This is a genomic window from Ruminococcus sp. AF37-20 (assembly GCF_003460465.1).
In the GTDB taxonomy this organism is placed as follows: domain Bacteria; phylum Bacillota; class Clostridia; order Oscillospirales; family Ruminococcaceae; genus Hominimerdicola; species Hominimerdicola aceti.
The window spans coordinates 171,811-198,492 of sequence record NZ_QTVE01000004.1 but is presented as its reverse complement, the minus strand read 5'-3'; the positions used below and the strand labels follow the sequence as shown (position 1 = coordinate 198,492).

Below are 26,682 nucleotides of genomic sequence, written 5' to 3'. Positions count from 1 at the left end.
CGCACCCTTGCAGGATCTCTTCTGCGAGATACGGGCGTTCACCTCTTTCTTTATTACTTGTTGTTCACATAGTCTACAAATCTTTCAAATGCAGCTTTTCCGTCTTTGTTTCGCTTATAAACGCCTGCATGTTCAAGCACCTTTGCGAACACGATGCCTATTTCTTTCTGCAAGACCTCGTGAACGTTCTCAGCTGTAATATTGTTTCTCTTTGATATTTCCTCAGCCCAATCAGCGTGCTTTTCGATCATCTCGTCACGGCGTACACCCTCTATGCCCTCTGTGACCAGAACCTGAGCAAGCTTTTCCATTTCGCCTTTAAGTCTTGACGGAAGCACTGCAAGACCCATTACTTCGATAAGACCGATATTTTCTTTCTTTATATGATGAAGCTCCTGATGTGGGTGATAAACGCCGAGAGGATATTCCTCGGTTGTGATGTTGTTTCTAAGCACAAGGTCAAGCTCATATCTGCCGTCCCTCATTCTTGCGATAGGTGTGATAGTGTTGTGCGGCTCACCCTCAGTTTCAGCGTAAATGAACGCTTCTTCGTCGGTGTAGCCTCTCCAAGCTTTGAGTATCTTGTCAGCAAGGTCAACGAGAGCGTTTTTATCCTCGCTGTTTATTCTGATAACTGACATAGGCCATTTAACGATACCTGCGTCAACGTTCTCAAAGCCCTTGAAAACTATCTTTTCTTCAACAGGGGCTTTCGCCATTGCAAAAGTATAATGACCGCCCTGAAAATGCTCGTGTGAAAGGATAGATCCGCCAACGATAGGCAGGTCAGCGTTTGAACCTATGAAATAGTGCGGAAACTGTCTAACAAAGTCAAAAAGCTTCTCAAATGCCGAGCGGTCTATTACCATAGGCGTATGCTTCTTATTGAAAAGGATACAATGCTCGTTGTAATAAACATATGGGGAATACTGAAGTCCCCAGTCTGTGCCGTTTATTTTAAGAGATATAACACGGTGGTTCTGTCTTGCAGGGGAGTTCACTCGTCCTGCATATCCCACGTTCTCATAGCACAGCAGGCACTTAGGATATCCCGACTGCTTTGCAAGTTTTGCCGCCGCAATAGCTTTCGGGTCTTTTTCAGGCTTGGAAAGATTGATGGTTATATCAAGGTCGCCGTACTCTGTTGGAGCTATCCAGCGCATATCTTTCTTAACTCTGTATCTTCTTATGTAGTCCGTATCCTGCGAAAGCTTGTAGAAATAGTCAGTTGCGACCTTTGCAGACTGGTGGTTGTAAAGTCCCCAGAACTTTGTGTCTACCTCTGACGGTCTTGGAGTAAGAAGCCCCATGAGCTTTGTGTCAAAAAGATCTCTGTATACAATAGAATTTTCTGTAAGACCCTTTTCCACAGCGTAATCGAGAAGCTCTTTGAGAGTGCTTTCAAGATCAACGTCAGAAAACTCCTCCGCTGGTTCGTCATATTCCTCAAGGTCAAGGGCTTCAAGAAGCCTGTTTGTGGTATAAACTCTGTCGCTCTCCTCAATAAGTCCGCTTTCCAGACCATATGTTACAAGCTTTTTAATGCTTTCAAATATCATGTTATAGATCCCCTTTTGTACAAAAGTATTAGGGGTAACCCCCTAAGCCAGCATCTATTATTATAGCCCATTGATTATTCTTTGTCAACCGACAGACGGGCTAATTAAGATACTTTTAAGCATTTGAAAAGCGTAATAAGAATATTTTAAGATTATTTTGCAGGGGACGCCAGCCCCTACATTTAATGTCAGGGAAAACGATTTAGCACCGAATATTAACAAATTGTTAAATCGACAAATGCCCTATTGACAAAAGCGGGAAGTATGGGTATAATAAAAACAATATGACAAAGGCGTTGACAGGAACAAAAGCAAAGTTCTGACATTACAGAGAGCCGTCGGTGGGTGCAAGGCGGTATGCGGAATTTGTGATAACTCGTCCCCGAGCCTGAACGGTGAAATTTTATTAGCCGCTCACGGGTTCTCCCGTTATAGAGATACGCATTGATAGATGCGGCTGAGATATGCGGTGTGAGCCGTATATGAATGAGAGTGGTAACACGGCAAAGCTCGTCTCTCCTTATTGGTAGGAGCGGCGATTTTTTTATGCCCTTTTCCACATCACTATCAAAATAATTATCGGCTTTATATTTATAAGGAGGATTTGACATGAAAAACGTAGAAAAGTATGAGAGAGGCTATTATATGCCTCCTGTAAAGTGCATGAAGTGGGCTGAAAAAGAGTATGTTGACCACGCTCCTGCATGGTGTTCTGTTGACCTGAGAGATGGAAATCAGGCTCTTATCATTCCTATGAGCCTTGAAGAAAAGCTGGAGTTTTTCACAAAGCTCGTTGAGATAGGCTTTAAGGAGATAGAGATAGGTTTCCCTGCCGCCTCTGAAACAGAATATGAGTTCTGCCGCACACTTATTGAGAAGAACATGATACCTGATGATGTTACTATTCAGGTGCTCACACAGTCAAGAGAGCATATCATAAAGAAAACATTTGAAGCTATCGACGGTGCAAAGAACGCTGTTGTCCACCTTTATAACTCAACATCTGTTGCACAGAGAGAGCAGGTTTTCCGCAAGTCAAAGGAAGAGATAATCAAGATAGCTACAGACGGTGCAAAGCTCTGTAACGAGTATAAGAAGCACGCAAAGGGCAATATCGTATTCGAGTATTCTCCTGAGAGCTTTACAGGCACAGAGCCTGAGTTTGCAAGAGATATCTGCAACGCTGTTATCGACATCTGGCAGCCTACACCTGAGAGCAAGGTCATCATCAACCTCCCTGTAACAGTTGAAATGTCAATGCCTCATGTTTATGCTCAGCAGGTAGAGTATATGTGCGACACTCTTCACAACAGAGAGAACATTATAGTTTCACTTCACCCACATAATGACAGAGGCTGTGCAGTGGCAGACTGCGAAATGGGTCTGCTTGCAGGTGCTGACAGAATAGAGGGTACTTGTTTCGGCAATGGTGAGAGAACAGGCAATGCCGATATCGTTACTATCGCACTTAATATGTACACTCACGGAGTTGACCCTAAGCTGGACTTCTCAGATATGCCTGCACTGGTAGAGCTTTACGAGAGAGTTACAAGAATGAAGGTTTATGACAGAAGCCCATATTCAGGCGCACTTGTATTCGCTGCATTCTCAGGCTCACATCAGGACGCTATCGCAAAGGGCATGAACTGGAGAAAAGAAAAGAGCTGTGACAAGTGGACAGTTCCTTATCTTCCTATTGATCCGCATGACGTTGGCAGAGAGTATGACGGTGACGTTATCAGAATAAACTCGCAATCAGGCAAGGGAGGAATAGGCTTTATCCTCCAAAATCAGTTCGGCTACGATCTTCCAAAGAAGATGAGAGAGGACTTTGGCTACAAGGTAAAGGCTGTTTCAGACCACAAGCACAAGGAGCTTATGCCTGATGAGGTCTACAAGATATTCAAGGACGAGTACCTCAACAAGTGCGCACCTGTTGATATTCCTGAAGCACACTATGTTCAGAAGCAGAACGGCACTATCTGCGCCGCTATCACAGCTTCAGTAAACGGCGTAACAAATGATCATACAGCAGAAGGCAACGGACGTCTTGACGCTGTGGCAAATGCTATCAAGCAGGCTTTGAACTTTGATTTTACCGTGGAAACATACACAGAACACGCTCTTGAAAGAAAGTCAACATCTGAGGCTGTTTCGTATGTTGGAATTTCCTGCGGTGATAAGATGTATTGGGGCGTCGGCAGACACTCAGATATTATCGTATCTTCTATCAAGGGTCTTGTTTCAGCTATCAACAACGCTTTTGAAGATAAGAAGTAATGAATAAAAATTTAAGGGACAGGCGAAAGTCTGTCCCTTTTTTTGTACAAAAAAATGCAGCCATATAGAATATGACCGCATTGTATATTATTTCTTTTTTCTTCTGAAAAGCCTTTTGAGCCAGCCGAAAAAGCCCTTTTTCTCCTTTTCAGGCTGGACAGCCTTGGCATCATTAACAGGAGCAGGCTTTGGTGCATTGGCGTATGCTTCAGCGTAAAATCTGCTTTGTGCGTCAATGGCGATATCTCCGCGCTCTGCACGGAGATATTTTCCGTCAGGCTGCATTATCCTTGCTTTTACGTTGTCCTGCATCTGGGTGTCAAAAATATCGAGGACACGTTTTTTTACTTCTTCACTGAGGATAGGTGCGGCGACCTCAACTCGCCTTGTGGTGTTTCTTGTCATATAGTCTGCACTGGATATGTATACCTTTTTGCGAACACCTGTGCCGAAAATATATATCCTTGCGTGTTCAAGATATCTGCCCACTATTGAGCGTATCTGCACATTGTCAGTAACGCCCTCCACGCCTGCCACAAGGCAGGATATACCTCTTATAACAAGCTCTACCTTCACGCCTGCCTGAGAACATTCGATTATCTTGTCCATAAGCACCTTATCAGTAAGAGAATTGAGCTTTGCGGCAACATATCCCTCACCGCCTGCTCTTGCAATGCTTATCTCATTATCCATAAGCTCCACCACCTTGTTTTGCAGGCAGTGTGGAGCGACCATAAGTGCCTTTGAGCTTTCCACAAGTTCGCACATTGAAAGCGTTCTGAACACCTCGCAAGCATCCTGAGCAATGTCATTGTTTGATGTCATAAGGCAAAGGTCGGTATAAAGCCCTGCGGTCTTTTCGTTGTAGTTTCCTGTACCCACCTGAACAGTGTACTTAACGCTGTCGCCTACTTTTCTTGTGATAAGACAAAGCTTTGAATGGACTTTAAGTCCCTGCGGACCATACATTACATGACAGCCTGACTCCTCGAGAAGCTTTGACCAACCTATATTGTTTTCCTCATCAAAACGTGCTCTCAGCTCCACAAGCACAAGCACGTCCTTGCCATTTTCTGCGGCATTGCACAACGCCTTTATTACCTTGGAGTTCTTCGCCACACGATACAAAGTCATCTTGATAGATGTAACGCTTTCGTCCTTAGCCGCCTCGTCAAGCAGCCTGATAAAAGGCTTTATGGACTCATAAGGATAGTGCAGAAAAAGATCCTTTTCGTCTATCTGCTCTATCATTGACCTTGACGGGTCTATCATAGCAGAGGGCTGAGGCTCCTGCTTTGGGAAGAAAAGTTCCTTTCTGCCCGATGCCTTGTCAAACACAGCGAACACATAGGACATATCAAGTGGAGTTTTCTCCACAAAGACTTGCTTTTCTGAAAGCTCCAACCTTGAAAGCAGTTCGTTCAGCACAGTGTCGGATATTTGCTTTGAAAGCTGCAATCTTACAGGACAAAGGCGTTTACGCTTGTTGATAAGCTCAGACATATTTTGTCTGAAATCAAGTTCCGAGTCAAAGCCCTCGTCAACGTCGATGTCGGCGTTTCGTGTCACTCTCATAAGAGCCTTTTCTTCTATTTTATAGCCCTCAAATGCCTTGTCAGCATAATGGAGAATAAGCTCTTCTACAAGGATATAGTTTGTGCACCCTTCATCAGCAGGAAGAAAGATCACACGCTGGAATTTCTCATTACAGCTAACTATACCCACTGTGACGGAAGATTTTGAAGCAAGCTTTGCCACTGCATAAATACTTTGATTTGCAAGAAACGGGAAAGGGTGTCTTTTATCGATAATAAAGGCGTTAAGAAACGGCTTGACCTCATAGGCATAATAAGCCTCAAGAAATTTCTTATCCTGTTCAGTGAGAGCCTTTATGTTTTTATGCACTATATTTTTAAGCTCCAGTTCCTCGCAGATAGCTTTGTATGTTTTATCTTTTATTGGTATAAGCTCATGAACACGCTCAAATATTGCAGAAAGCTGTTCAGATGGACGCATTTTAGACTTGTTGTCTTTATGATCGTCGTCCACAAGCGAGGAATCATAAAGCGAACCCACACGCACCCTGAAAAACTCGTCAAGATTGCTTGCAAATATCGACTGAAAAAGCAATCTTTCAAGAAGCGGTGTAGCACTGTCCTGAGCTTCTTCAAGAACTCTCTCGTTAAATTTAAGCCATGATAACTCTCTGTTATCGTAGACCTTGTTATTCATATTCTTATTTCTCCTAACTCCTATCGTAAGAAAGGCATCTTATATCATACTGTATTATTATACCGCCAAACGCATATGATGTCAATGCAGGTGCCGTAAAAAGCTTGTAAAATCGCCATAAAACAAAAAAACTCCCGCCCGAAGGCAGGAGCAGATCGTCTTGAAGATCAGATCCCGATATATTCCTTAGCGGTCTGGCATATATTTGCACAGTTATTCGCAAGGACGCTGTTGTCTTGTGGCAGATTCGGCAACATTATAAGCCAAAAAAGAATGAACACCATTATAAGCATAAGCGTAGCACCAGTCACAAGTATCAAAGCGGCTGAACGCTTTGATTTCAGTGTTGTATGTACGTCGCTGCACACTTTCTCGGCGGGCTGTGCATTTTCTTTTTCCTCGTTAGGAATACGTTTTTCTTGCTCTTTTTTACACTCAGTACACAACATATACTTTAAACCTCCATAATCTATTTTTACTTCATTAACTATTATACCACATTCTTACCGTCTTGTGTTAAGCTGGCAGCTATAATTTACAGAAATTTTGACTGAACTTTTTGTTAATATGTAAATAGATAAAGCTATATCCCGAAATATACCTTTGCAAGCTTGAAAAAGCCGTGCGATCATGATATAATAAATAAAAAAACACAGGGGATATTATATGCTCAAAAATAAAAAATTACTTTGTATATATGTATGTGTATTTGCATACATATTGTTCTTAACTGCAAACTGCGGATTTATTACAGACGACTACCACTTTCTTTTCGTTTGGAAAGATTTTGAACCACAGATAAATGATAAACCTATCAATGGTCTTAGTGACATACTGCTGTCCATGACAAATTACTACAACTATAGCGGCGGCAGAATAATCGCACACTTTGTGGCTTTTGTTTTCATAAATATAAACAAATGGTTCTTTAATATTATTAATTCCATAGTTTTCGTTTGTCTTGGCATTCTTATAAGGAAACTGGTCTATGACCGTCAAAAAGGAATACCACTGGCACAGGTCATCATATATTTTTCCATGCTTTTATTTCTGCCATCATTTGGTGACACAGTTCTGTGGATATCAGGATCCGTAAACTATCTGTGGACATCTGCTTTGCTGCTGTATACAGTATACTTTTGTAAAAAGCATCTTGATGACAGCAATAGGATATATTATATTGCTATGCCCATTCTGTTTTTCATAAGCTCAGCAACAAATGAAACAACTGGCGGGATACTGCTGGTATGGCTAACGATACACCTTATCACCATAAGACATAAGCCTGATCTGAAGATAGTATTGAGCTGCATTACTTCTGTCTTAGGTATCATGCTTGTGATCTTAGCACCTGGTAATCACAACAGGGCAGCTTTAGTAGAACAAACAGATGTCTATAATATCAAATCATTTTTGACATTGTTAAAGAATTATTTGGGCTGGTTTTTAAATGACTACAAGATCATAATTGTAGCTTTTATGATCTCTGTAATAGTACTCTATACCTGTAATAAGAAAAATACTATTATAACGTCCCTGCCATATTGTTTTGCAGGACTTGCAGGGCTGTCTGCATTGACCTTGACAGGTTTCTTTTCCATGCGTCCGACCTTCTTTGCAGTTCTTTTTATACTTGTTGGAACTCTAAAAGCAGCTTTTGATATAGGTTCAATAAAACAGGAGAAACTATCCAACCGAACTATCCAAAGATTGATTATTATATTTATCTGTGCATTCGTTGTAGTAATTATATACGATTTTTCATATGCCTTACTATATCTATTAGGCACAGCACAAGTCATATACACCTATATCCCAATATTACTTTGTACCACTTGCTTTATACTCCCACACATCAAATTTAGAGATCAAGACATTATCCCACATGATAAAGCTGATTCACTAAAAGAAAAATTACAAAAGTTATTTAAAGCAAAAAGCAAAATAATGTACATATCTATGATAATTATAATTTCGTCATTACTGGTTTATGATGCTTATGATTATTACATCACAATGTCTGACGGCAAAGACTTTTTGTATAAACGCTACGAAAGTTATATAACTGATGGTGATACGAATGTAGAGGATAGTATGTCTTATGACAATAGGTATATTCCTAATGAAATGTTTGTAAGCGGTGATTACTGCTGCAAATGGATAACTGAATGTTACAAGTATAATATTCAGAAACACGAGTTATATGGGTATTATAGCATTATCAAAAACGATCAAGCCTCTGCCCTGCGTCAAAACCCCTAAAAGAATAACTTAACAAAATCAAATATTGATATAATTCTGCTATTGACAAATGAGAAGTGTATGTTATAATTACTGTGTGTGGAAAAATCAACGAAATTACGTTGTAATTAGCTTTATGTGGAGGAAGTAAAAATGGTAGACAATGTACGTCGTGAATGTATCATGTCAATGTATGAGATATACCCTCTCAGCAGAAAATTGGTATTTGATACGTTTGATAAGAAAAAGTATGATATAACAAGAACTCAGCAGATAATAATGCTGTCACTATGTATTGAGGGAACGCTCACAATGTCACAGCTTGCAAGCAAGATAAACACTTCTAATGAGCAGGCAACAAGGGCTGTGGCACAGCTTGTTGACAAGGGCTTTGTTATCAGAATGCAAAACCCAGATAATCGCAGAGTTATCAACATCAGGCTCACTGACGAAGCTATGCGCTTTATGGAAAAGATGAAAAACGAGATACTTGATGATATACTTGGTAAATTTTCCAGTGTTTCAGATAGTGATATGAAAAAAATGAAGGACGCACTTGTATTTATAAATAGTATACTTAAAAAGGTGCTTAAATAGGAGGCTGTTATGACAAAGGCGAAGAAAATAGTCAGCCGTTGCGAAAGCTGTGTGAATTACGTTTTTGATGAGGATTGTGAATGTTACTGCTGCATGGTCGATCTTGACGAGGACGAAGCATACAGATCAATGAGCGACAGCGAATATAGCTGTCCTTATTACAGGCTTGATGATGAATATGCTGTTGTGAGAAAGCAAAATTGATGATAGATCGGTGAATACATGAAATTTGCCGATTTTTCTTTGCTTTGTTGAACGTGTAAAGTTTGAAAGCTTGTCGATGTAGCTATGTAAAGCTTATTTGCTTTGCAGTGAACATCTGTCGTTGAATAAGAATTGATCTGGGACTAAATTAATATTTGGCGAATGATAGAAAGTTATTTATCAAAGTTTACAAAATATTAATAAATACAGTATTAGTATACAATGTTAAAATATTGACTATGCAGGCTGCTATAATCAGAATAGGAAAGATTTTTTTGGGGAAAGTTGCAATTAGCGTAAAAACGCAGGTTTCGTATTGTTTCATGTTCAAGGCTAATAAATATGCCGTTTTATCATCTGCCGGCACTGGGAAAATGATAAATCAATATTGTGCGAACTATCAGTATATTTATATGCAATAAAATACAAATATGATATATTGTGGGATTGACAAATGGAAAATCAAGTGATATAATACTTGTAATTATATAGGTATATTGCGTCGGAGGTGAGGCTTTTGAAGGATAAGGCGCTTGAAAAATTGTCAAAAAATGAGCTGCTCGAGTTAATGCTTTATCTGCGAAAAGAATATGATAAGCTTAACGCAGAGAATGAAAAGCTTCTTCAAAAGCTCGAAGATAAAAAAAGTATCACTGACCGACTTGACAGGCTGGAGCGGCAGGTAGCTGCACTGACAGGTCACAAGCCGGTTGTTGAGCAGCCTGTAGTGGAGGAAGATCATGGCGGCAGATAGCAAGAACGAGGTGTTAAAAAAACCTGAGCTTCCTGATGTCCAGACACTTGAGCGGGTGGTAAAAAAGCATCATGAAAGGCGGGAATATCTGAGGATACTCCGCAGCACCGTGGCGTCGCTTCTTGTTGTGGCAGCGGCAGCAGTGATCATATCAATGTTATTTTTGCCTGTTTTGAGAGTAACGGGTACAAGTATGACGCCGACTTTGCATGACGACGAGCTGGTGGTGTGCAGAAAGCGTGGAAGCTTTCAGAAGGGCGATATAGTTGCGTTTTATTATAATAATAAGATACTGTTGAAACGTGTTATCGCTACAGCAGGAGATGTGGTGGATATCAAGGAGGACGGTACTGTTATCGTCAACGGAAAAACCTTGAATGAGCCGTATGTTGACGGCAAAGCTCTGGGAGAATGTGATATCGAGCTGCCTTATCAGGTGCCTGACGAGAGAATATTCGTTATGGGCGACCACAGATCTACGTCTGTTGACAGCCGTACAAAGAGGATAGGCTGTATTGCTGAGGAAGCAGTGCTTGGAAAGGTCTCACTGAGGATATATCCTTTTAAAAGGATAGGCACAGTGGACTAGCGTTTATTATAAATAGTGTATAATTTCGGAGGGAGTGATCCGTTTTGCAGAATTTTAACGGTAAAGTTCGGCAATATCTAAAAGAAAATGAAAGGAAAAAACGCAGCCGCTTGTTCGGTGTGGTGCTGTCTGTTGTTATGACAGTGTCAGTGCTGGCAAGTCTTGTTATGCCTGCAATAAGTGCCACTGAGGGTACTTCTGTGGCAGGGGGAAATGTTTCTTATAACGGCGGAAGCTATTCTTATAAGGATGCGAATAGCGTCACGATAAAAGCCTATGATGCGGTCGGTTCAGGAAAAGACCAATCTAAAAAGATCGAATTCAATGTGGAATTTGATTTTGATAAGGGCGAAATGACCAATAGGTATATTTATTTCCCTATCGACGATAATGTTAGCCTGCCCGAGGGCGGTATACCGTCAGACGGATCCTGGGGCGATGTTGAGGATACTCTTTTTACTGATGGCGGAGGAATTTCAGGTAAGTACAGAGTCGACGAGATAGACGGAAAGAAATATCTTTTCATTGAGTTTGACGAGCGATATCAACAGAAAAACGAGAAGGACGCTATAAGCGGTAAGGCGAGCTTTGAGGGTAATGTAAAGCGTAAGGATACAGATACAGGCGATAAGACCACTGTTGAGATAGGCGGTCAGACGGTTGAAATAGGCGGTTTTACTCCGCTCACTATGTCTGCCGTAAAGGACGCAAGCGAAACTGCAGACGGAGTTAAGTGGACTATCACAGTGGACAATCCTGCAAAGAAGCCTCTTGACAGGATCGAGGACGAGCTTTTTAAGGATGCTGTTGACGGAAGCTTCACTGTTTCACCTGAGGGTGCAGGAAGCTATGACGCTGCAAGCGGAAAGTTTGTTTTCAGCGATGGATTTAGCGAAGAAAATGTTACCATAAGCTACACGACCCCATATCCTACAAGCGACCCGAATTTCGTTATGTCAGGTAAGGTGGAAAACAAATCCACTACATATGATAAGGACGGAAATGGAGTAAAAGCAGATAAAACTATTTATTCTGAGTCAAAGAAGGATAAGATCTCAAAAACAGGCAAGAATGTTGACTACGACAATAATGAAGTCACATGGGAAATTGTTGTAAGCAACCCTAGCGGTGCAGACCTAAAGGGTTATCATCTTTATGATGAAGCATTCCCTGATGCAAAGCAAGGAAGCTTTGCACTTAAAGCTGACGATGGCTCAGATGTAAAGTACACACTTGACGGAAACACGCTTACGTTTGACGATAAAATAACAGCGTCCCAAATCACCATTGAGTATGTGACTGCTATCGATCCTGACAAGGCGGAAATTACAAATACAGTTAAAATGCAAAGACCTGATAAAAACCCATGGTCTGATATCACTTCAAGTGAAACTGTTTATAATAAGTATCAGATATCAAAAAGTGGCTGGATAGATAATAACACATTAGGTATAATCAAATGGGAAGTAACTGTTAAATGTAATGATAAAAACTCCACCCTTAAAGGTAAGACAATAACTGACAATATGCTTAAAGCAGGACAGAAGGTCAGCATTAAAATAGGAAACGATACTATTGATGCAACGGTTGCAAGTGACGGTGAGCTTGTTTTGCCTGACAGCATAGGCGACAATAACGAGGTAGTTATTTCCTATGAAACAAAGGTTGCTGACTATGATCTTGGCGACCCTGACAGCAGAGGATATTATTCAGTGAAAAATACTGCAGGTATTGACGGCTTCCATTCTGACAAGACGGTCTATTATAAGCCTGTAAATGAAAAGTCAAAAAAAGTTCTTGACATTTCTCAGAACGGGAGCAAGGTTACATATAAGTGGCAGGTGGAGGTCAAGCAGACAAACGGTTCCTTTAGGGGAAAGACTATAAGCGATGTAATGAACGCTGCGTCAAATGACGGCAAGTCAATAAAGAGCGTTCTTGACACTGATTCCATTATTATGTATGTTCAGAGAAATGGAACAGGAAGCTATGAAACTCTTAACAGTTCAAATTACACTGTAGTACCTAATGCCGACAACACTTCGTTTGAGATAAAGTTCAATGATAGTGAAGAATTTGACAATATAAACCTTGTGCAGATACAGTATAGCAGTACCGTAGATGTAACAGGTCTTGATGCAGGTACTATTATAAATGTAAATAACAAGGCTACTTATAAAGGTGAAACATTCGAGCCTAGTGCAGATAAGACTAAGTTTACTATAGGCGACAGCTCCAAAGCACCTTATGAAAAGTATGACGCTGCAAGCAGTGTAGCAGGTGACACAGTACATGATCTTAGCAGCCTGCCTGTTGTTACTGTAAATGGCGTTGAGTATTACAGGTTTGATTGGCGGCTTGATATCAATAAGGACGGCACTTATAAGTATGGCGATAATGTCGAGATCGTGGATACTTTGCCATCTGGCATGATCTTATATGAGAATAATGATTATCTGAAATATTCATCTGGAAATAGTTCTGATAAGTATGATTTTGCACAAACAAATCAGTTTAAATATTTCTATGATAAGACAGCCAATACGGTAACTTTCAAGACTGCATGGAATCAGCAGGACGCTTGGACAGCTTACTACAGCACACTTGTAAAGGTCGATGATGTTAAGAACGGCGTTTACAAGAATGGTACTGCAGCGTTCAAAAACACAGTTCAGGATAAAGCTGGAAAATATCCGGAGAGAAGCCAGACGCAGACAGTTAAGGAAAAGAACTTGAAGAAAACTTCTTCTCCGAAGTCCACCGGCTGTGAGATAACTTATACCATTGATGTTAACCCTAAAAAGCTCAAATGCTCAACAAACGGAATGATAACTCTCAACGATGTTATCAAGTGCGGAGGCACGGCTGTAGTTAAGACAAAGGACGCTCAGGGTAACATTCAGACAAAAACGGTAAGCATAAATGGCAATTCCGCTGTTGATATGGATCTGAAGTCTATCAAGGTATTTGACGCAGATACGGGTGCAGAGCTTGCTGTGAGTGATTACAGTTATGTGATATCAGATCCGGAGGCAGTTGACAGCACAGTTTCCTGCAGTGCAGATGTTATTACCAACGAAAAGGCCAAGTTTATCGCTAACTTTATTCCAAGTGAAAGTATTGTTGGCGCTAAGGGTACTATTGATCTGACTTTGCCTGAGGGCTACGAAAACGGAAATATAAAGAGATACTATGTGGCTTATGGCTATATGGACGGCAACAGTTTCAAGGAAGTAAAGGCTTTTGCCAATAAGAGCGGCGAGTGGTCAGATTATGGCTCAAGCATATCCGTTCCTGTGGAAGAGGTTTCTTCTGAGAAGGCGGGCGGTGTTTTCAGAGTTGAATATGAATACAGGGATAGCAACGGCAGTTCAAGCACTGTGGTAAGCAATGAAAAAATGCTTTCGGCTGTAAAGTGTTCTGCACTGACAGCGAAGACACGAGATTTTGTAAAGAAACTTGAAATAAACGTTCCGGATCAGCGTCACCTGAAAATAGTATACGTTTATACAGGAAGTCCTGCAAATGATGAGGACGCTGAGAACGATGGCTATAAAGTTCATGTGTTCAATAATATCTCATTTGACACAAACGGTTCAGCTGTAAATGACAGTGAAGATAATGATTCCGAGTTTGAGTTGATAAATCAGTCAAAGGCGTCATCAACAACTGTTGAGCCATTTAAGCTTATGAAGGTAGACAGCGGAGACTATAGTATTATGCTTAAGGCTTCTTTTGAGATCTACAGATATACTAAGCTGGAAAATGGCACATACGATTGGCTCCCGGCAGTAGATTTCAAAGAAAATGCTGCGAAGGACAGAAGATCAGTTATATGGGGAAATTCGGCACAAGATAAGGCGCAGACATTCAATGTAAATGCTGACGGGTCATACAACCTTGATCTTGAACCTGCCGCAGGTACAGGAGATACTGAGGGGCATCTTTATAAGCTTATAGAAAAGCAAAGTCCGGAGGGTTATCTTCTTGACGAAACTCCTATTTATTTTGCTTTTAAAGTGCGTCCGGCTGTAGTTCCAAGTGAAGTTGGTGAGGACGGATATCAGTTCGTGAAGAACGGAGATATGTTCAGAGTAACAAATCTGCTGAAAGAGTTTAAGATAACTGCAAGCAAGGTTTGGAGCGATGGAAATGGCAATCACTCGGCAGAGAGCGTAAAGTTCCTTCTTGGCTCGTCTACAACTAAGGTTTTAAGCGGTGTTCCAGATGATATTCAGTGGGGCAGTGATGAGGTAACTCTTAACGAAGCTAATAATTGGAAACATGAGTGGTCAAAGCTTCCTGGATATACGAAGGTCGGCAATGATTACAAGCAGCTTTACTACTATATCAAAGAGATCGATCTTGCAACAGGATATGAGGCTGTATACAGTGCAACGGCAATGAGCAAAAACACTGATGTTACAGTTACGAACGTCAAGGGACTTAACATTACGAAGGAATGGCGTGATGAGCTTGGAAACAAGCTTGCTGACAGTGAGCTTCCTGCCGGTATCGACAAGATCGAGGCAGATGTTTATGAGTCCTCTGTTGCACCAAATTCAACTTCAAGAGTGAATGGAGATAACGGAATACCAACAGATTGCAAACTTATAAAAACTGTTTCTCTGGAAAAGTCTAAGAATTGGACGGTAACTCTTGACGGTCTTGACAAGGACAAGTATTACTATGTTCTTGAAAAGAATATACCTGACGGCTTTGGCGTTACATATACTTATTCAAATAACGGCAGTGCCACGGGCTTTGATACGATCGTCAATACCAAGACCCCGCAGAAAGTTGAAAATATGGACGTTCGCCTGCAAAAGGCATGGTCTGACGGCGATAGCAATACCCATACCAATGATAAGGTAACGTTCAATATCTATAGGTCAACAAATAAGGCTGACGTGCCTGAAAAATATAACAAGTTTACAGGCATAATGGATAAGGGACAGAATGTAAAATTCAAGATCCTTACAAGCAATGGTGCAGAAATGGCTCAGAACGGAAGCTTTGCCTCTGAGTATACCATGTATGGCTCGGCTAAGTTCAGCTTCACCCTTAATAACGCATGGCTCGAAAAGGGCGATATGAAATATTCCGGAGTAAGGCTTATCAATTCGTCTGGCGATGTTCTTGCTGAGTTCTACAGAGATCAGGATGTTTGGGACGGTGACAAAAATCAGAGTGTTGCGTCATGGAGCGCTTCAAGTAAGTATATAAGTGTGTCTGTTGCTGATCTTTATAATTCCAGCAAGTTCACAGTTGACCTCAGCGGTATTACTTCCGATGTTACAGTTGAGCTTACAGCAAAGGTCAATGATGATAGCAGTTGCTCTTATGAGGTGACAGCTAATGATCTTGGCACACCTGAGAAGACGAACGTTACACCTGTTCCTGATAAAGATGCGATACCTAGCGGTGAAGTATTCTTGTGGAAGCAGATAACGCTCACGGCAGATAACAACTGGTCAACTGCCGTTTCTCTTGAAGAAAATAATATCAAAGGAAACAAGTATTACTATTGGTTTGAGGAGATAGACGTGAACGGTCAGCCGGTAAGCACGTCGTCATATAAGGCTTACTACAGATACAATGGCTCAGAAAATGAGAACTGCATTGATATGACAAAGAACGGTGATCAGTATGTTCAGATCTATAACAACTCTGAGGAAACCTTGGGAGAGCTGCCTGAAACAGGCGGCATGGGTGTTATCCCATTCGTGGCGGCAGGCGGAACAGTCACTGTTGCTGCAACAATACTTTTAGTTACAAAGCGTCGCAAAAAACGCTGTAAATAAACAAATATGAAAGGATAATTAATTATGAAGATGAAGAAATTCGCAGCTCTTGCTGCTGCAACCGTTATGTCAGTTTCAGCTATTGCTGCAACATCAGCATTCGGAGTATTTGCTACTACTGATGCTGGCGTTAATAACATTGTTATCAAGGATTCTGATACAAACAGAGTATATAAGGCTTATCAGATCTTTGACCAGGCATCTGCAACAAATACTATCAAGTGGGGCAAAGGCATTGATGGCGATGCTCTGCTTACCAGCCTGAAAACTTCTGGTCTTAGCACTTATATGTCACAGTTCGACAGTGCCGAGAGCGCAGCAGACGTTGCAAAGATAATCTCAGACGCAGATCATTGGACAAAGGAAGATACTGCCAAGTTTGCAAAAGCTGCTTCTAGCTGCATCATCGACAATAAGTCTGTAACCGCCTATGAAGAAAACGGTGAGTACACTATTCCGCTTCCAAATGCTGGCTATTATCTCGTTGTTGATGCAACAGAAAATAATGGTGTTGATAAGGCTAACTCAGCTCTTATCCTTAACGTTTCAGGTACAACAAACGTTACTCCAAAGAAGACAAAGCCAACACTTACAAAGCAGATCAAGCATAATGAGAATAACTCATGGGGCGATGTTGGCGACAATGCAATCGGTGACGATGTAGAGTTCAAGATCACAACAACTATACCAAGCGACGTATCAGCTTATGACAAGTATACATATACAGTTCGTGACCAGCTCAGCGAGGGCTTTACGTTCAATGATAATCTTACATACAAGTATTATGACGCTGACGGCAATGAGATCACTCCTGTTACAGTAGGTCCTAACACAACTGTAGGTGTTGACGATCCAAGCACTGCTGATTTCAAAGAGACATTCTATGTTACCTTCGATATCAAGGAGCTTCTGAAAAAATATCCAAATGTTGATAAGATTGAAACTCTCTATTCTGCTAAACTCAACGAGAACGCTAACGTTGTAACAGGTACACTTCCTAATTCAAAAGACAACAACACTAACACAGCTTACCTGACATATTCAAACAATCCTCAGGACACAACAGGTAAGGAGAAAGGTGAAACACCTAAGGTTACAGTTTATGACTGGACATTCTCACTTGTTGGTAACAAGGTAGACGAAAAGGGCGCGCCTCTTGCAGGTGCTAAGTTCCAGCTTCAGGATAAGAATGGTGCAGTTCTTAAGCTTGTTGATATAAGTGACGGGGAAAACAAGAATGTTTACAGACTTGCTATTGGTAACGAGGCAGGTGCTATCGACACTATCATAACAGACGCAACAGGTGAGTTCACTATCAAGGGAATTGATGATATGACAACTTACAAGCTTGTTGAGACAGAAGCTCCTGCTCAGTATAACAGAGCTGATCCATATGAGTTCAAGTTTGACACAACATATTATCCTGCTGATACGCTTCAGTCCATTCGTATGCTCGACGGCACTGATTCAGGCACAAGCGGTTCAACAGTTAAGATCATAAACCAGAAGGGCGGCTCACTTCCAACAACTGGTGGTATCGGTACTCAGATCTTCTACGGTGTAGGCGGAGCTATCGTACTGGGCGCAGGTGTGCTTCTCATTGCTAAGAAGAGAGCTAAGAACGACTAATTTTTGAATTTATTTTTACCTTTGTCCTGCCGATCTTGGTCGGCAGGCATCAGGGAGGACTCCATGAGGAAGAAAAGCGGTAAATCAACTACAATTTTATTGGTCTTGTTGTTGCTTGTGGGGCTCTCCGTGATGTTATATCCAACAATAAGCGATTGGTGGAATTCAAAAACGCAAAGCCGTGCGGTGGCGACTTATCAGAAAGCGGCAAATGACCTTTCTGACAAGGAGAATGAAGAGATACTCAGCCGTGCCAGAAAATATAATGAAGAGATAGCAAAACTTGCCCGACCTTTTGTGGATTATGATCAGGTCAAGGGCTATGAGGATATTCTGGATATCACGGGGACGGGTGTTATGGGCTATATTTCCATTCCGACTATAAGGGTGGAGCTGCCTATTTATCATGGCACAAGTGACGGCGTGTTAAATGTCGCTGTGGGACATCTGCAAGGTTCGAGCCTGCCTGTTGGCGGAGCGGACACTCATTCGGTCATTTCAGCACATAGAGGTCTGCCGTCGGCAAAGCTTTTCAGCGACCTTGATAAGCTTGCGGAGGGCGATGAGTTCACTATAACAGTGTTGAAAGAGGTCTATACATATGAGGTCGAGGCTGTTTATATAGTTCTGCCTAATGAAATGGATAAGCTGAACATTATTCCGGGTGAGGATCATGTTACGTTGACTACCTGTACACCATACGGAGTCAATTCTCATAGGCTTCTTGTTCGTGCAAAGAGAGTTGAAACTGCAGACGATACAAAGAGTGTTTCAAAAATAACGGCAGACGCTGTTCAGCTCGATTCTCTTGTGGTCGTGCCTTTTGTAGCAATACCATTGTTTGTGGTACTGCTTGTGTGGTGGTTTGTGGATTCAAAACGCAAAAAAATCTCTCATGATGAGCTTGTGGCAATGCTAGATAAGCCAGAGAGTGACGATAATGTTGAAAATCTACCTGATAAGGAGAGTAGCAAAGATGAAACTTAAATTTTCTCAGCTTGCAAAGGCTGTTTTGTGTACGGCGGCAATGGCTGTTTCAGCCTTGGGAAGCATGACGATCTCAGCTTCTGCAGCGGATAATATCAATGTGGATATAGTGTGCAAAAATGATACAACGACTGTTAGTAATGCCGAGTGGAGCATATATAAGGTCGGTGAGCGTAAAGAAGCTGATTTTGTCCTTACCGGTGAGTTCAGCGATTATCCTATAGATATGTCTGATTTTACTGACGCTTCAAAAATGCAGGCTGTCGCTGATACGCTCGACAACTACGCAAAAACCGATGGCATAACACCGGTTTCAACAGGCAAGACGGACGCAAACGGTGAAGTAAAGCTTTCTGCTGATTCTGTGGGTCTGTATCTTGTTTCAGGCAAGAGTTTTGAAAACACAACAGCTAAGTTTACACCTTCTCCGTCACTTATCGAGATAGATAAGGATATCGTGGCTGAGGGTCAGTTAACAGTTTACACCAAGTTCACATATGAAGAGATCCCAGCAGGGGACAGTGATTATGGTGTAAGAAAGTCATGGATAGTTCCTGATGGTCAGGAAAAGCTCATACCTGATAATATCAAGGTGGAGATCTATCGTGATGGCAAACTTTTTGATACTGTTACTCTTAGTGCTGACAACAATTGGGAGTATTTCTGGAAAGACGATACTGCGGCTGAGTGGACAGTTAAGGAGATAGATATTCCTGCCAACTACACAGTTGTTACCAAAAACAATGACAAGCTGTTTCTTATAGAGAACACATATAAGTCAGACAGTTCGAGTAATACAGATAGTAGTTCAAGCACACCTGACAGCAGCTCGTCAGGCTCTGATTCATCAAGCTCAACGCCTGACAATATACCACAGACTGGTTCGCTCAACTGGCCGGTGCCTGTACTTATAGGCGGTGGAGTTATCCTTATCGTGGCAGGCTGGAGAGTAAGCAGAAAAGAGAAATAAAGGCGAAACGACATAGGCTCGCCTTTACAACAGGAGAAAAAATAGTGACTAAAAAAAAACTAGGACTTTTGTTGATAATATTGGGGATAATGCTGATAGCGGCGGCATTATCCCTTAATTATTACAACTATTTTCATGAAAAGCAAAGTAATAAAAGGATGGAGGCTGTGCTGAGTGACCTGAAAACGCAGATCTCAGACAGTTCAGAGGATAGCGACAGCAGTTCACCCTTTGACATTTTTGACGATAGTCGATCCACGGACAGCGAGATAGATGACCCGGATAAGGATATCGTGCTTGACGGCAACTCATATATAGGCTTGATTTCATTCCCGACACTGGGGCAGGAGTTCCCTGTGACCCGTGGCTGGAGCTATGCTGCCATGAATACTGCAGCTTGTCAGTACAGCGGCAGACGTGTAGACAATGATCTTATAATCTGCGCTCATAATTACACAGGCTTTTTTGATAAGCTGGATAAGCTCAGCTCAGGTGATGAGGTCATTTTCACCGATGTTTACGGCAGAGAATTTAACTATACTGTCACAAACAGCGAACTGCTGAGCGGCTGGGATTCGCCATCGCTCATAAAAGGTGGCGGCAGCGACTGGGATCTGACCCTGTTCACCTGCACATGGAGCGGTTACAGCAGAGTGACTGTAAGACTTGTTTATTCATAAATACATCAAAAACGCACAGAGTTCTACACCCTGTGCGTTTTATATTCCTGCGGCTAGTCTTATTTTTTTTATATCAAAAGTTTTTAGTTTGTCATCGTATATGCAGTGTCGTCTTGACTTTCTTGGGTGGCGGCGTGTATAGTCAATGGCTTCTACAAGGTCATTTGTTTGAAAAACTGGACGTTTCATTGCTTTGTTGTATACTGTGTATCTCATAAAAATACCTCCCAAATAATTCTTATAATTAATTATAACATTAATTGGTACGTTGGTCAATAGCAATATTGTACAAATTTAACCTATTAATCAGATATACATAAATTAAAACAGAAATCGACTTGTTTAAGAACACTTCACGACATAAGACGACATAATTCTACTTATAAAAATTATAGTGATAGTGGGATATTGTGCAAAAATGAGAATGGTTGGTCAATTTGACGAACGATAAAGTATAAATTTGTTTTGACAGCGAAAGTTGTAACACAGTTTTCATTGATTGATAATTAATTGAACATTCAAATATGGTATAATACCCTAAAGAATCGGAGAGGAGCGAGGAGTTATGGATAGCTTTGTGCGAAAATATGGAAGATATGTACCCTTTGCTTTAACTATTATCATAATAATTTGCTGTGCTCTTTTTCTGAAAGACCATGAGTTTTCTGAGATACTCAGTTATTGCCCGGACAATTTGTGGCTTGCCGCATTTGTTATTCTAGGATTTTATGGATTGAAGTCTTTGTCGGTGGTATTCCCGCTTGCGGCTATTTTTGTGTGCGTGGGTGCAATATATCCGTTTTGGGTGGGCATTTTGTTGAACGTAATAGGACTATCGGTTTGCTTTACTGTTCCTTATCTTGTGGGAAGGATATCGGGTGGCGATATCATGCGTGTTATTGAGATGAAATATCCTAAGGCACGGAAGCTTGTAAATTATGGACATGACAATAATCTGTTCGCCTCCTACATTTCAAGGGCAGTGGTAGTTGTGCCGGGCGACCTTGTTTCAATGATACACGGCGCACTGCGAATGCCTTACAGACCATATCTTCTTGGCTCGATAATGGGAGTGATGCCTGAAATGCTTGTGCAGACATATATTGGAGCACAGTTGAAGCATTTGACAATAAAATCAGTGCTTGTGATGATAGCACTCATAGCTGCAACGCTGGCTTTTTCGCTGATACTTAATAAAAAGGTCAGCAGGAGCGGCAAGCAGATGGACAAGGAAGATTTTTGATATATGTACAAAAAAGCGGACTGATAACAACAGCCCGCTTTTTTTATTATTTGTCAAAGCTTGGATTGAAAGCGTAGAAATTTTTGCTGTCAAGCATATCCTGAATAAGTCTTAGTCCTTCGCCGAAGCGCTGATAGTGGACTATCTCACGTTCACGAAGAAACTTGATAGGGTCACGGACATCGGGATCGTCAGCAAGCCTGAGAATGTTGTCGTAGGTCAGGCGGGCTTTTTGCTCAGCAGCAAGGTCTTCGTGTATATCAGCAATAGCGTCACCGGTACTTTGGAAGATTTCCGCAGAAAATGGTACACCAGAGGCGGCTATAGGGTAAACGCCTGTAGTGTGGTCAACAAAATAGGTGTCAAAACCACTGTCTTTTATTTCCTTGAGTGAGAGGTCACGGGTCAGCTGATAGATAATAGTGCCGATCATTTCGATGTGGGCAAGTTCTTCTGTGCCGATATCGTTGAGTATTGCCTGCACCTCACGACAAGGGGCTGAGTAACGCTGATTGAGGTAGCGAAGCGCTGCACCAAGTTCCCCGTCAGGGCCACCAAGCTGCGAGATAATGACCTTAGCCAAAGCAGGATTAGGGTTAGCGATCTTAACGGGGTATTGCAGCTTTTTTTCATATTGCCACATTAGTCAACACTCCTTTCCCACGGAAAAGGTGATGTTACCCATTCCCATTTCTTGGACGAATTGTTCTGCGTGATCGTCAATGGTCCGTATTTCTCATTGTATTGAGCAATAAGCTTCTCTTTTTCTGCCTTGTGGCGAGCAAAATATGCCAGACCATCTCTGCAGGTAGGGTGGCTGTCGAGGTAAAGATTAGCCTCTACAAGAGCAAAGCTGCACGCCTGTATCTTTCTAAGAAGCCTCTCCTTTTCACTTAGTATGGGCATTCTTTACAGCCTCCTCTCCTATAAAAGGTTTGTCTATGGACGGGAAGATAGTTCCTCTTGAAAGTCCTACATCTGCCTCATAAGGCTTCTCCCACATCTGAAAAGGCACATATGCCATTGCCAGCGGCGTGTCCTCAGGAAATCTTCCTTTCGGAAAAGGGCAGGCAGGTGTGTTATCCTCTGTGTCGTCAGCAAGTATCCTGCCTAACGACAGATTGTCAAACATATCCAAATAAGTTCACTCCTTATGTTGTCTGAATCTCATATACCACAGGTTTCGTGTGGCTGTTTTATCATATGCAGCTTATAAGTCAGTGGTGTATGTATGCAGGATATTATCAAAAAACTTGCAAATCGTTCATTGAAAATACACAAAATTAATTTTCTGTGAACGCTAATATTTTTTGTAACAATAAACATACTGTAAATAACGCTAAATTTGTAAGATTTAATATTGACAAATCGGGCTTCTGCGTGTTATATTAATACTATTAAAAAAAAGCATATGCAGTGACATATGTGATCAGAGGAGAGATTATTATGAAAAATGTCAAGAGAATTCTTGCATTAACAGTTTCGGCTGCCCTTGCAGTTTCTTGCTTTGCAGGTTGCGGAAACGGTGCAAAGAAGAACAGCGATACTATCGTTATCGGCTGCAGCGGTCCGCTCACAGGTGACGCTGCACAGTACGGCGTTGCTGTTAAGAATGCTATCGAGCTTGCTGTCAAGGACGTAAATGACGCAGGCGGAATAAACGGAACAAAGCTCTCATACGTTTTCGAGGACGATGAGGCTGACTCAGGCGATAAGGCTGTAAATGCTTATAACGCACTGAAAGACAATGGTATGCAGGTAATGGTCGGAACAGTAACAACAGGTTCTTGCCTCGCAGTTATTGAAAAGACAAAGCAGGATAACATCTTCCAGCTTACACCTTCTGCATCTGCTCAGGACGTTATCAAGAACGATAACTGTTTCCAGGTTTGCTTTACTGACCCTAACCAGGGTAAAGGTTCTGCCGACTATATCGCAGAAAATAAGCTTGCTACAAAGATAGCTGTAATTTATGACAGCTCTGACGCTTATTCATCAGGTATCTTCAACACATTCAAATCCGAGGCTGAGGCTAAGGGTCTTGATATCGTTACAGAGCAGTCATTCACAAAGGACAGCAAGACTGACTTCTCAGCTCAGATCAGTGCAGCTAAGAACGCAGGCGCAGACCTCGTGTTCCTGCCTATCTACTATCAGCAGGCTTCACTTATCCTTACACAGTGCAAGTCAGCTAACTACAACCCAACATTCTTCGGTTGCGACGGTCTTGACGGACTTCTTTCTATCAAGAACTTTGATACTTCACTTTGCGAGGGCGTAATGCTCCTTACACCATTTGCTGCCGACGCTCAGGATCAGGCTACTCAGGATTTCGTTAAGAAGTATAAGGACGCTTACAAGGGCGAAACACCTAACCAGTTCGCTGCAGACGCTTATGACGGCGTAATGGTACTTGCAGAACTCATGAAGAAGGAAGGCATTACAGCCGATATGTCTGCTTCTGATATCTGCGATAAGCTCAAAAAGGCTATCTCTGATAAGGACTTCTCATATGACGGACTTACAGGTACAGGCATGAAGTGGGGCGAAGACGGTGCCGTATCTAAGGACCCTAAGGCTGTTATCATCAAGAATGGTGCTTATTCAGCACTGACAGCTGATGACATTGCCGCTTCTACTGCTCAGTAATAGCTGAAATGAAGTGCGTACAAAAAGTACGCTTAATATGAAAAAACCGGCAATTGCGAAAAATTGTCGGTTTTTTTGATTTATTTCATTAAAATGTGTTGCAAAAACTACGGGGTTATGTTATAATTTATTGTATATTGTGTTTATGACAAGGACAGATGTAATATATGTGATTACATCTTGTGTTTTGTCTATTCCAAAAGGAAGGAATGTTTGTATATGGGTTTTCTTAATAACCTCATCAACGGAATAAGCCTCGGCAGTATATACGCAGTTATAGCTTTGGGCTATACGCTTGTATACGGTATTGCCAAAATGCTTAACTTCGCACACGGCGATGTTATTATGGTGGGCGGATATGTTATATTCACCTGCATGACCACATGGGGACTGAACTCTTGGCTATCTATAGTTCTTGCAGTTATTGCCTGCACACTTCTCGGCATAGTCATCGAAAAGGTGGCGTATAAGCCGCTCAGACAAGCTACTTCGCTTGCGGTGCTTATCACTGCCATAGGCGTCAGCTACTTTTTGCAGAACATCGCACTGCTTATATTCGGTGAAAAGCCTGTAAACTTTACATCAGTTGTAAACGTGCCGAGCATCAAGCTTTTTGACGGACAGATAGTTATTTCCGGAGAAACATCAGTTGCAATAATCGTATCTATACTCATTGTAGTTGGTCTTTCATTGTTCATCAACAAAACCAAGAGCGGACGTGCAATGCTTGCAGTATCTGAGGACAGAGGTGCAGCTCAGCTCATGGGCGTAAACATCAACCGCACTATCTCTCTTACATTCGCTATCGGCTCAGGTCTTGCCGCAATTGCAGGCGCACTGCTTTGCTCAGCTTATCCTACGCTTCAGAACACCACAGGCGCAATGCCTGGTATCAAAGCGTTCGTTGCGGCGGTATTTGGCGGTATCGGCTCAATACCGGGCGCTATGATCGGCGGTATCCTTATCGGTGTTATCGAGATACTTGGACGTGCCTATATCTCACCGCAGCTTGCCGACGCTATCGTTTTTGCTGTTCTTATACTTGTGCTTATCATCAAGCCTACAGGTATCCTCGGCAAGAAGATCAGCGAAAAGGTATAAAAGTCAACTTAAAATTTTCGAGCAGACTTGCTTTGCAGTTCTGTTTTATCTGAAAGGATTGGTTTTTTGTGAAAAAAGAAGGGGCTAGCGCAAAAACAAAGTTTTTTAAGCCGCAGACCAGAAAAAGCTTTATCACATATGCAATGGTAATAGTTGCCTTTGTGGTAATGCAGATACTCAGCAGCGGCGGATATATCTCAAGTATGCTCACGGGACTTCTTGTTCCTCTGTGTGTATACTCTATACTTGCAGTATCCCTTAACCTGACAGTTGGTATACTTGGCGAGCTTAGCTTGGGTCAGGCAGGCTTTATGTGCGTTGGCGCATATACAAGTGCGATATTCTCTATCGTTACTTCTGAAACTATTGAAAATGTGTGGATCAGATTTCCTTTGGCTATCCTTATAGGCGGAATAATTGCCGCTGTGTTCGGCATACTTATAGGAATACCTGTTCTCAGACTTAAAGGTGACTATCTCGCTATCGTTACACTTGCGTTCGGTGAGATCATAAAGAACGTTTTCGCAGCACTTTACCTTGGTTATGATTCTAAGGGTGTTCACGTTTCTCTCAAAAGTCTGTCAAACCTTAACCTTGAGCCTGACGGAAAGCTTATCCTGAACGGCCCTCAGGGTATCAGTGGCACACCTAACGATTCTACATTCATTATCGGCGCTGTTATGTTGCTTATCACTCTTATCATTGCCTATAACTTTGTATATTCAAGAACGGGAAGAGCAGTAATGGCTATCAGAGATAATGTTATCGCAGCCGAGTCTGTAGGTCTTAACATCACAAAGTATAAGCTTGTTACTTTTGCATTGACTGCATTCCTTGCAGGCTGTGCAGGTGCGCTTTATTCTCATAACTTCTATACGCTTCAGGCTTCTAAGTTCGACTATAACCTGTCTATCCTTATCTTGGTATTCGTTGTTCTGGGTGGCATAGGCAGTATCAGAGGAAGTGTTATCGCAGCTATCGTGCTTGTTCTGCTTCCAGAAATGCTAAGAAGCATAAACAGCTACAGAATGCTTATCTATTCTATCGTCCTTATCGTAATGATGATAATAACTTCAAATGAAAAAACAAAGACCTTTATCAGTGCAAATACTGCTAAGTTCAAGGCTTTGTTCAAGCGTGAAAAAGTAAAGGAGGCTGAGTGA

The 26,682-nt window shown here is 41.7% G+C and carries 22 protein-coding genes and 1 other annotated feature; of the genes, 15 read left to right on the top strand and 7 right to left on the bottom strand.

All coding sequences use genetic code 11. The features are described from left to right. Positions 1-53: 53 nt before the first annotated feature. Positions 54-1,559 (bottom strand): UDP-glucose--hexose-1-phosphate uridylyltransferase, encoded by a 1,506-nt coding sequence (gene galT, locus DW015_RS04290; RefSeq protein WP_117904448.1) that lies wholly within the window; start codon positions 1,557-1,559, stop codon positions 54-56. A 287-nt stretch (positions 1,560-1,846) separates the two neighbouring features. Next, positions 1,847-2,080: a binding site (T-box leader), on the top strand. Between the two features lie 88 nt (positions 2,081-2,168). Here galT and DW015_RS04285 point away from each other — a divergent pair. Beyond that, on the top strand, positions 2,169-3,839 hold the full coding sequence (locus DW015_RS04285) for a 2-isopropylmalate synthase (protein ID WP_117904446.1): 1,671 nt from the start codon (positions 2,169-2,171) through the stop codon (positions 3,837-3,839). An 87-nt stretch (positions 3,840-3,926) separates the two neighbouring features. Here the strand turns inward: DW015_RS04285 and ppk1 are convergent, their stop codons facing one another. Then, positions 3,927-6,071, bottom strand: coding sequence for a polyphosphate kinase 1 (gene ppk1 / locus DW015_RS04280; RefSeq protein WP_117904444.1), 2,145 nt, complete (start codon positions 6,069-6,071; stop codon positions 3,927-3,929). Positions 6,072-6,238: 167 nt separating this feature from the next. Then, positions 6,239-6,520, bottom strand: a complete 282-nt coding sequence (locus DW015_RS04275; protein ID WP_117897054.1) for a hypothetical protein — start codon at positions 6,518-6,520, stop codon at positions 6,239-6,241. 217 nt (positions 6,521-6,737) lie between these two features. Here DW015_RS04275 and DW015_RS13720 point away from each other — a divergent pair, with 217 nt between their 5' ends. From DW015_RS13720 to DW015_RS04220, 10 genes are all read left to right on the top strand, one after another. Then, positions 6,738-8,333 carry a DUF6056 family protein gene (locus DW015_RS13720; protein ID WP_117904442.1) on the top strand — a complete coding sequence of 532 codons (1,596 nt, stop codon included), beginning with the start codon at positions 6,738-6,740 and terminating at the stop codon, positions 8,331-8,333. A gap of 132 nt (positions 8,334-8,465) precedes the next feature. Beyond that, a complete protein-coding gene (locus DW015_RS04265) occupies positions 8,466-8,909 on the top strand; it encodes a MarR family transcriptional regulator (RefSeq protein WP_022288297.1) in 444 nt (147 codons plus the stop codon). Positions 8,910-8,918: 9 nt separating this feature from the next. After that, positions 8,919-9,113, top strand: coding sequence for a DUF6472 family protein (locus DW015_RS04260; protein ID WP_022288298.1), 195 nt, complete (start codon positions 8,919-8,921; stop codon positions 9,111-9,113). Between the two features lie 517 nt (positions 9,114-9,630). Further along, positions 9,631-9,867, top strand: coding sequence for a hypothetical protein (locus DW015_RS04250; RefSeq protein WP_117904438.1), 237 nt, complete (start codon positions 9,631-9,633; stop codon positions 9,865-9,867). Then, complete coding sequence (gene lepB / locus DW015_RS04245) at positions 9,854-10,456, top strand: signal peptidase I (RefSeq protein ID WP_022288300.1); 603 nt, start codon at positions 9,854-9,856, stop codon at positions 10,454-10,456. The genes DW015_RS04250 and lepB overlap by 14 nt, the downstream gene beginning before the upstream one ends. Before the next feature lie 44 nt (positions 10,457-10,500). After that, the gene (locus tag DW015_RS04240; RefSeq protein WP_147338134.1) at positions 10,501-16,260 is read left to right on the top strand and encodes a Cna B-type domain-containing protein; all 5,760 of its coding nucleotides are present in this window, start codon (positions 10,501-10,503) and stop codon (positions 16,258-16,260) included. 24 nt (positions 16,261-16,284) lie between these two features. Further along, positions 16,285-17,889: an isopeptide-forming domain-containing fimbrial protein gene (locus tag DW015_RS04235; protein WP_117904434.1), complete on the top strand. Its 1,605-nt coding sequence runs from the start codon at positions 16,285-16,287 to the stop codon at positions 17,887-17,889. 63 nt (positions 17,890-17,952) lie between these two features. After that, positions 17,953-18,876 (top strand): class C sortase, encoded by a 924-nt coding sequence (locus tag DW015_RS04230; protein WP_046440730.1) that lies wholly within the window; start codon positions 17,953-17,955, stop codon positions 18,874-18,876. Continuing rightward, the gene (locus DW015_RS04225) at positions 18,866-19,846 is read left to right on the top strand and encodes a Cna B-type domain-containing protein (RefSeq protein ID WP_181979830.1); all 981 of its coding nucleotides are present in this window, start codon (positions 18,866-18,868) and stop codon (positions 19,844-19,846) included. The genes DW015_RS04230 and DW015_RS04225 overlap by 11 nt, the downstream gene beginning before the upstream one ends. A 44-nt stretch (positions 19,847-19,890) precedes the next feature. Beyond that, on the top strand, positions 19,891-20,526 hold the full coding sequence (locus tag DW015_RS04220; protein WP_117904431.1) for a sortase: 636 nt from the start codon (positions 19,891-19,893) through the stop codon (positions 20,524-20,526). A 39-nt stretch (positions 20,527-20,565) separates the two neighbouring features. Here the strand turns inward: DW015_RS04220 and DW015_RS13355 are convergent, their stop codons facing one another. After that, positions 20,566-20,742 (bottom strand): hypothetical protein, encoded by a 177-nt coding sequence (locus DW015_RS13355; protein WP_181979829.1) that lies wholly within the window; start codon positions 20,740-20,742, stop codon positions 20,566-20,568. Positions 20,743-21,091: 349 nt separating this feature from the next. Between DW015_RS13355 and DW015_RS04215 the strand changes: the two genes are divergently transcribed. Beyond that, positions 21,092-21,769 carry a VTT domain-containing protein gene (locus tag DW015_RS04215; RefSeq protein ID WP_041337260.1) on the top strand — a complete coding sequence of 226 codons (678 nt, stop codon included), beginning with the start codon at positions 21,092-21,094 and terminating at the stop codon, positions 21,767-21,769. Positions 21,770-21,815: 46 nt separating this feature from the next. On the opposite strand, the gene DW015_RS04210 is transcribed toward DW015_RS04215, so the two are convergent. Genes DW015_RS04210 through DW015_RS04200 form a run of 3 tightly spaced genes read right to left on the bottom strand, consistent with a single transcriptional unit; the run spans position 21,816 to position 22,901 of the window. Then, the gene (locus tag DW015_RS04210; RefSeq protein ID WP_041337261.1) at positions 21,816-22,412 is read right to left on the bottom strand and encodes a manganese catalase family protein; all 597 of its coding nucleotides are present in this window, start codon (positions 22,410-22,412) and stop codon (positions 21,816-21,818) included. Next, entirely contained in the window at positions 22,412-22,675 is a 264-nt protein-coding gene (locus tag DW015_RS04205) for a spore coat protein CotJB (protein ID WP_041337262.1), read from the bottom strand. Before DW015_RS04205 ends, DW015_RS04210 begins: the two co-directional genes overlap by 1 nt. After that, complete coding sequence (locus DW015_RS04200) at positions 22,659-22,901, bottom strand: spore coat associated protein CotJA (protein ID WP_117876544.1); 243 nt, start codon at positions 22,899-22,901, stop codon at positions 22,659-22,661. The genes DW015_RS04205 and DW015_RS04200 overlap by 17 nt, the downstream gene beginning before the upstream one ends. A gap of 314 nt (positions 22,902-23,215) precedes the next feature. Between DW015_RS04200 and DW015_RS04195 the strand changes: the two genes are divergently transcribed. From DW015_RS04195 to DW015_RS04185, 3 genes are all read left to right on the top strand, one after another. After that, positions 23,216-24,418, top strand: a complete 1,203-nt coding sequence (locus DW015_RS04195) for an ABC transporter substrate-binding protein (protein WP_117904429.1) — start codon at positions 23,216-23,218, stop codon at positions 24,416-24,418. 219 nt (positions 24,419-24,637) lie between these two features. After that, positions 24,638-25,519 (top strand): branched-chain amino acid ABC transporter permease, encoded by an 882-nt coding sequence (locus DW015_RS04190; protein ID WP_041337265.1) that lies wholly within the window; start codon positions 24,638-24,640, stop codon positions 25,517-25,519. Between the two features lie 143 nt (positions 25,520-25,662). Continuing rightward, complete coding sequence (locus DW015_RS04185) at positions 25,663-26,682, top strand: branched-chain amino acid ABC transporter permease (protein ID WP_081856082.1); 1,020 nt, start codon at positions 25,663-25,665, stop codon at positions 26,680-26,682.

What these genes read in the sequence shown, in the direction of transcription:
- DW015_RS13355 (WP_181979829.1), bottom strand. Translation starts at nt 20,742, where the DNA reads ATGAGATACACAGTATACAACAAAGCAATGAAACGTCCAGTTTTTCAA.
- DW015_RS04210 (WP_041337261.1), bottom strand. Translation starts at nt 22,412, where the DNA reads ATGTGGCAATATGAAAAAAAGCTGCAATACCCCGTTAAGATCGCTAAC.
- DW015_RS04275 (WP_117897054.1), bottom strand. Translation starts at nt 6,520, where the DNA reads ATGTTGTGTACTGAGTGTAAAAAAGAGCAAGAAAAACGTATTCCTAAC.
- lepB (WP_022288300.1), top strand. Translation starts at nt 9,854, where the DNA reads ATGGCGGCAGATAGCAAGAACGAGGTGTTAAAAAAACCTGAGCTTCCT.
- DW015_RS04260 (WP_022288298.1), top strand. Translation starts at nt 8,919, where the DNA reads ATGACAAAGGCGAAGAAAATAGTCAGCCGTTGCGAAAGCTGTGTGAAT.
- DW015_RS04230 (WP_046440730.1), top strand. Translation starts at nt 17,953, where the DNA reads ATGAGGAAGAAAAGCGGTAAATCAACTACAATTTTATTGGTCTTGTTG.
- galT (WP_117904448.1), bottom strand. Translation starts at nt 1,559, where the DNA reads ATGATATTTGAAAGCATTAAAAAGCTTGTAACATATGGTCTGGAAAGC.
- DW015_RS04235 (WP_117904434.1), top strand. Translation starts at nt 16,285, where the DNA reads ATGAAGATGAAGAAATTCGCAGCTCTTGCTGCTGCAACCGTTATGTCA.
- ppk1 (WP_117904444.1), bottom strand. Translation starts at nt 6,071, where the DNA reads ATGAATAACAAGGTCTACGATAACAGAGAGTTATCATGGCTTAAATTT.
- DW015_RS04200 (WP_117876544.1), bottom strand. Translation starts at nt 22,901, where the DNA reads ATGTTTGACAATCTGTCGTTAGGCAGGATACTTGCTGACGACACAGAG.
- DW015_RS04185 (WP_081856082.1), top strand. Translation starts at nt 25,663, where the DNA reads ATGGTAATAGTTGCCTTTGTGGTAATGCAGATACTCAGCAGCGGCGGA.
- DW015_RS04215 (WP_041337260.1), top strand. Translation starts at nt 21,092, where the DNA reads ATGGATAGCTTTGTGCGAAAATATGGAAGATATGTACCCTTTGCTTTA.
- DW015_RS13720 (WP_117904442.1), top strand. Translation starts at nt 6,738, where the DNA reads ATGCTCAAAAATAAAAAATTACTTTGTATATATGTATGTGTATTTGCA.
- DW015_RS04285 (WP_117904446.1), top strand. Translation starts at nt 2,169, where the DNA reads ATGAAAAACGTAGAAAAGTATGAGAGAGGCTATTATATGCCTCCTGTA.
- DW015_RS04190 (WP_041337265.1), top strand. Translation starts at nt 24,638, where the DNA reads ATGGGTTTTCTTAATAACCTCATCAACGGAATAAGCCTCGGCAGTATA.
- DW015_RS04265 (WP_022288297.1), top strand. Translation starts at nt 8,466, where the DNA reads ATGGTAGACAATGTACGTCGTGAATGTATCATGTCAATGTATGAGATA.
- DW015_RS04225 (WP_181979830.1), top strand. Translation starts at nt 18,866, where the DNA reads ATGAAACTTAAATTTTCTCAGCTTGCAAAGGCTGTTTTGTGTACGGCG.
- DW015_RS04205 (WP_041337262.1), bottom strand. Translation starts at nt 22,675, where the DNA reads ATGCCCATACTAAGTGAAAAGGAGAGGCTTCTTAGAAAGATACAGGCG.
- DW015_RS04195 (WP_117904429.1), top strand. Translation starts at nt 23,216, where the DNA reads ATGAAAAATGTCAAGAGAATTCTTGCATTAACAGTTTCGGCTGCCCTT.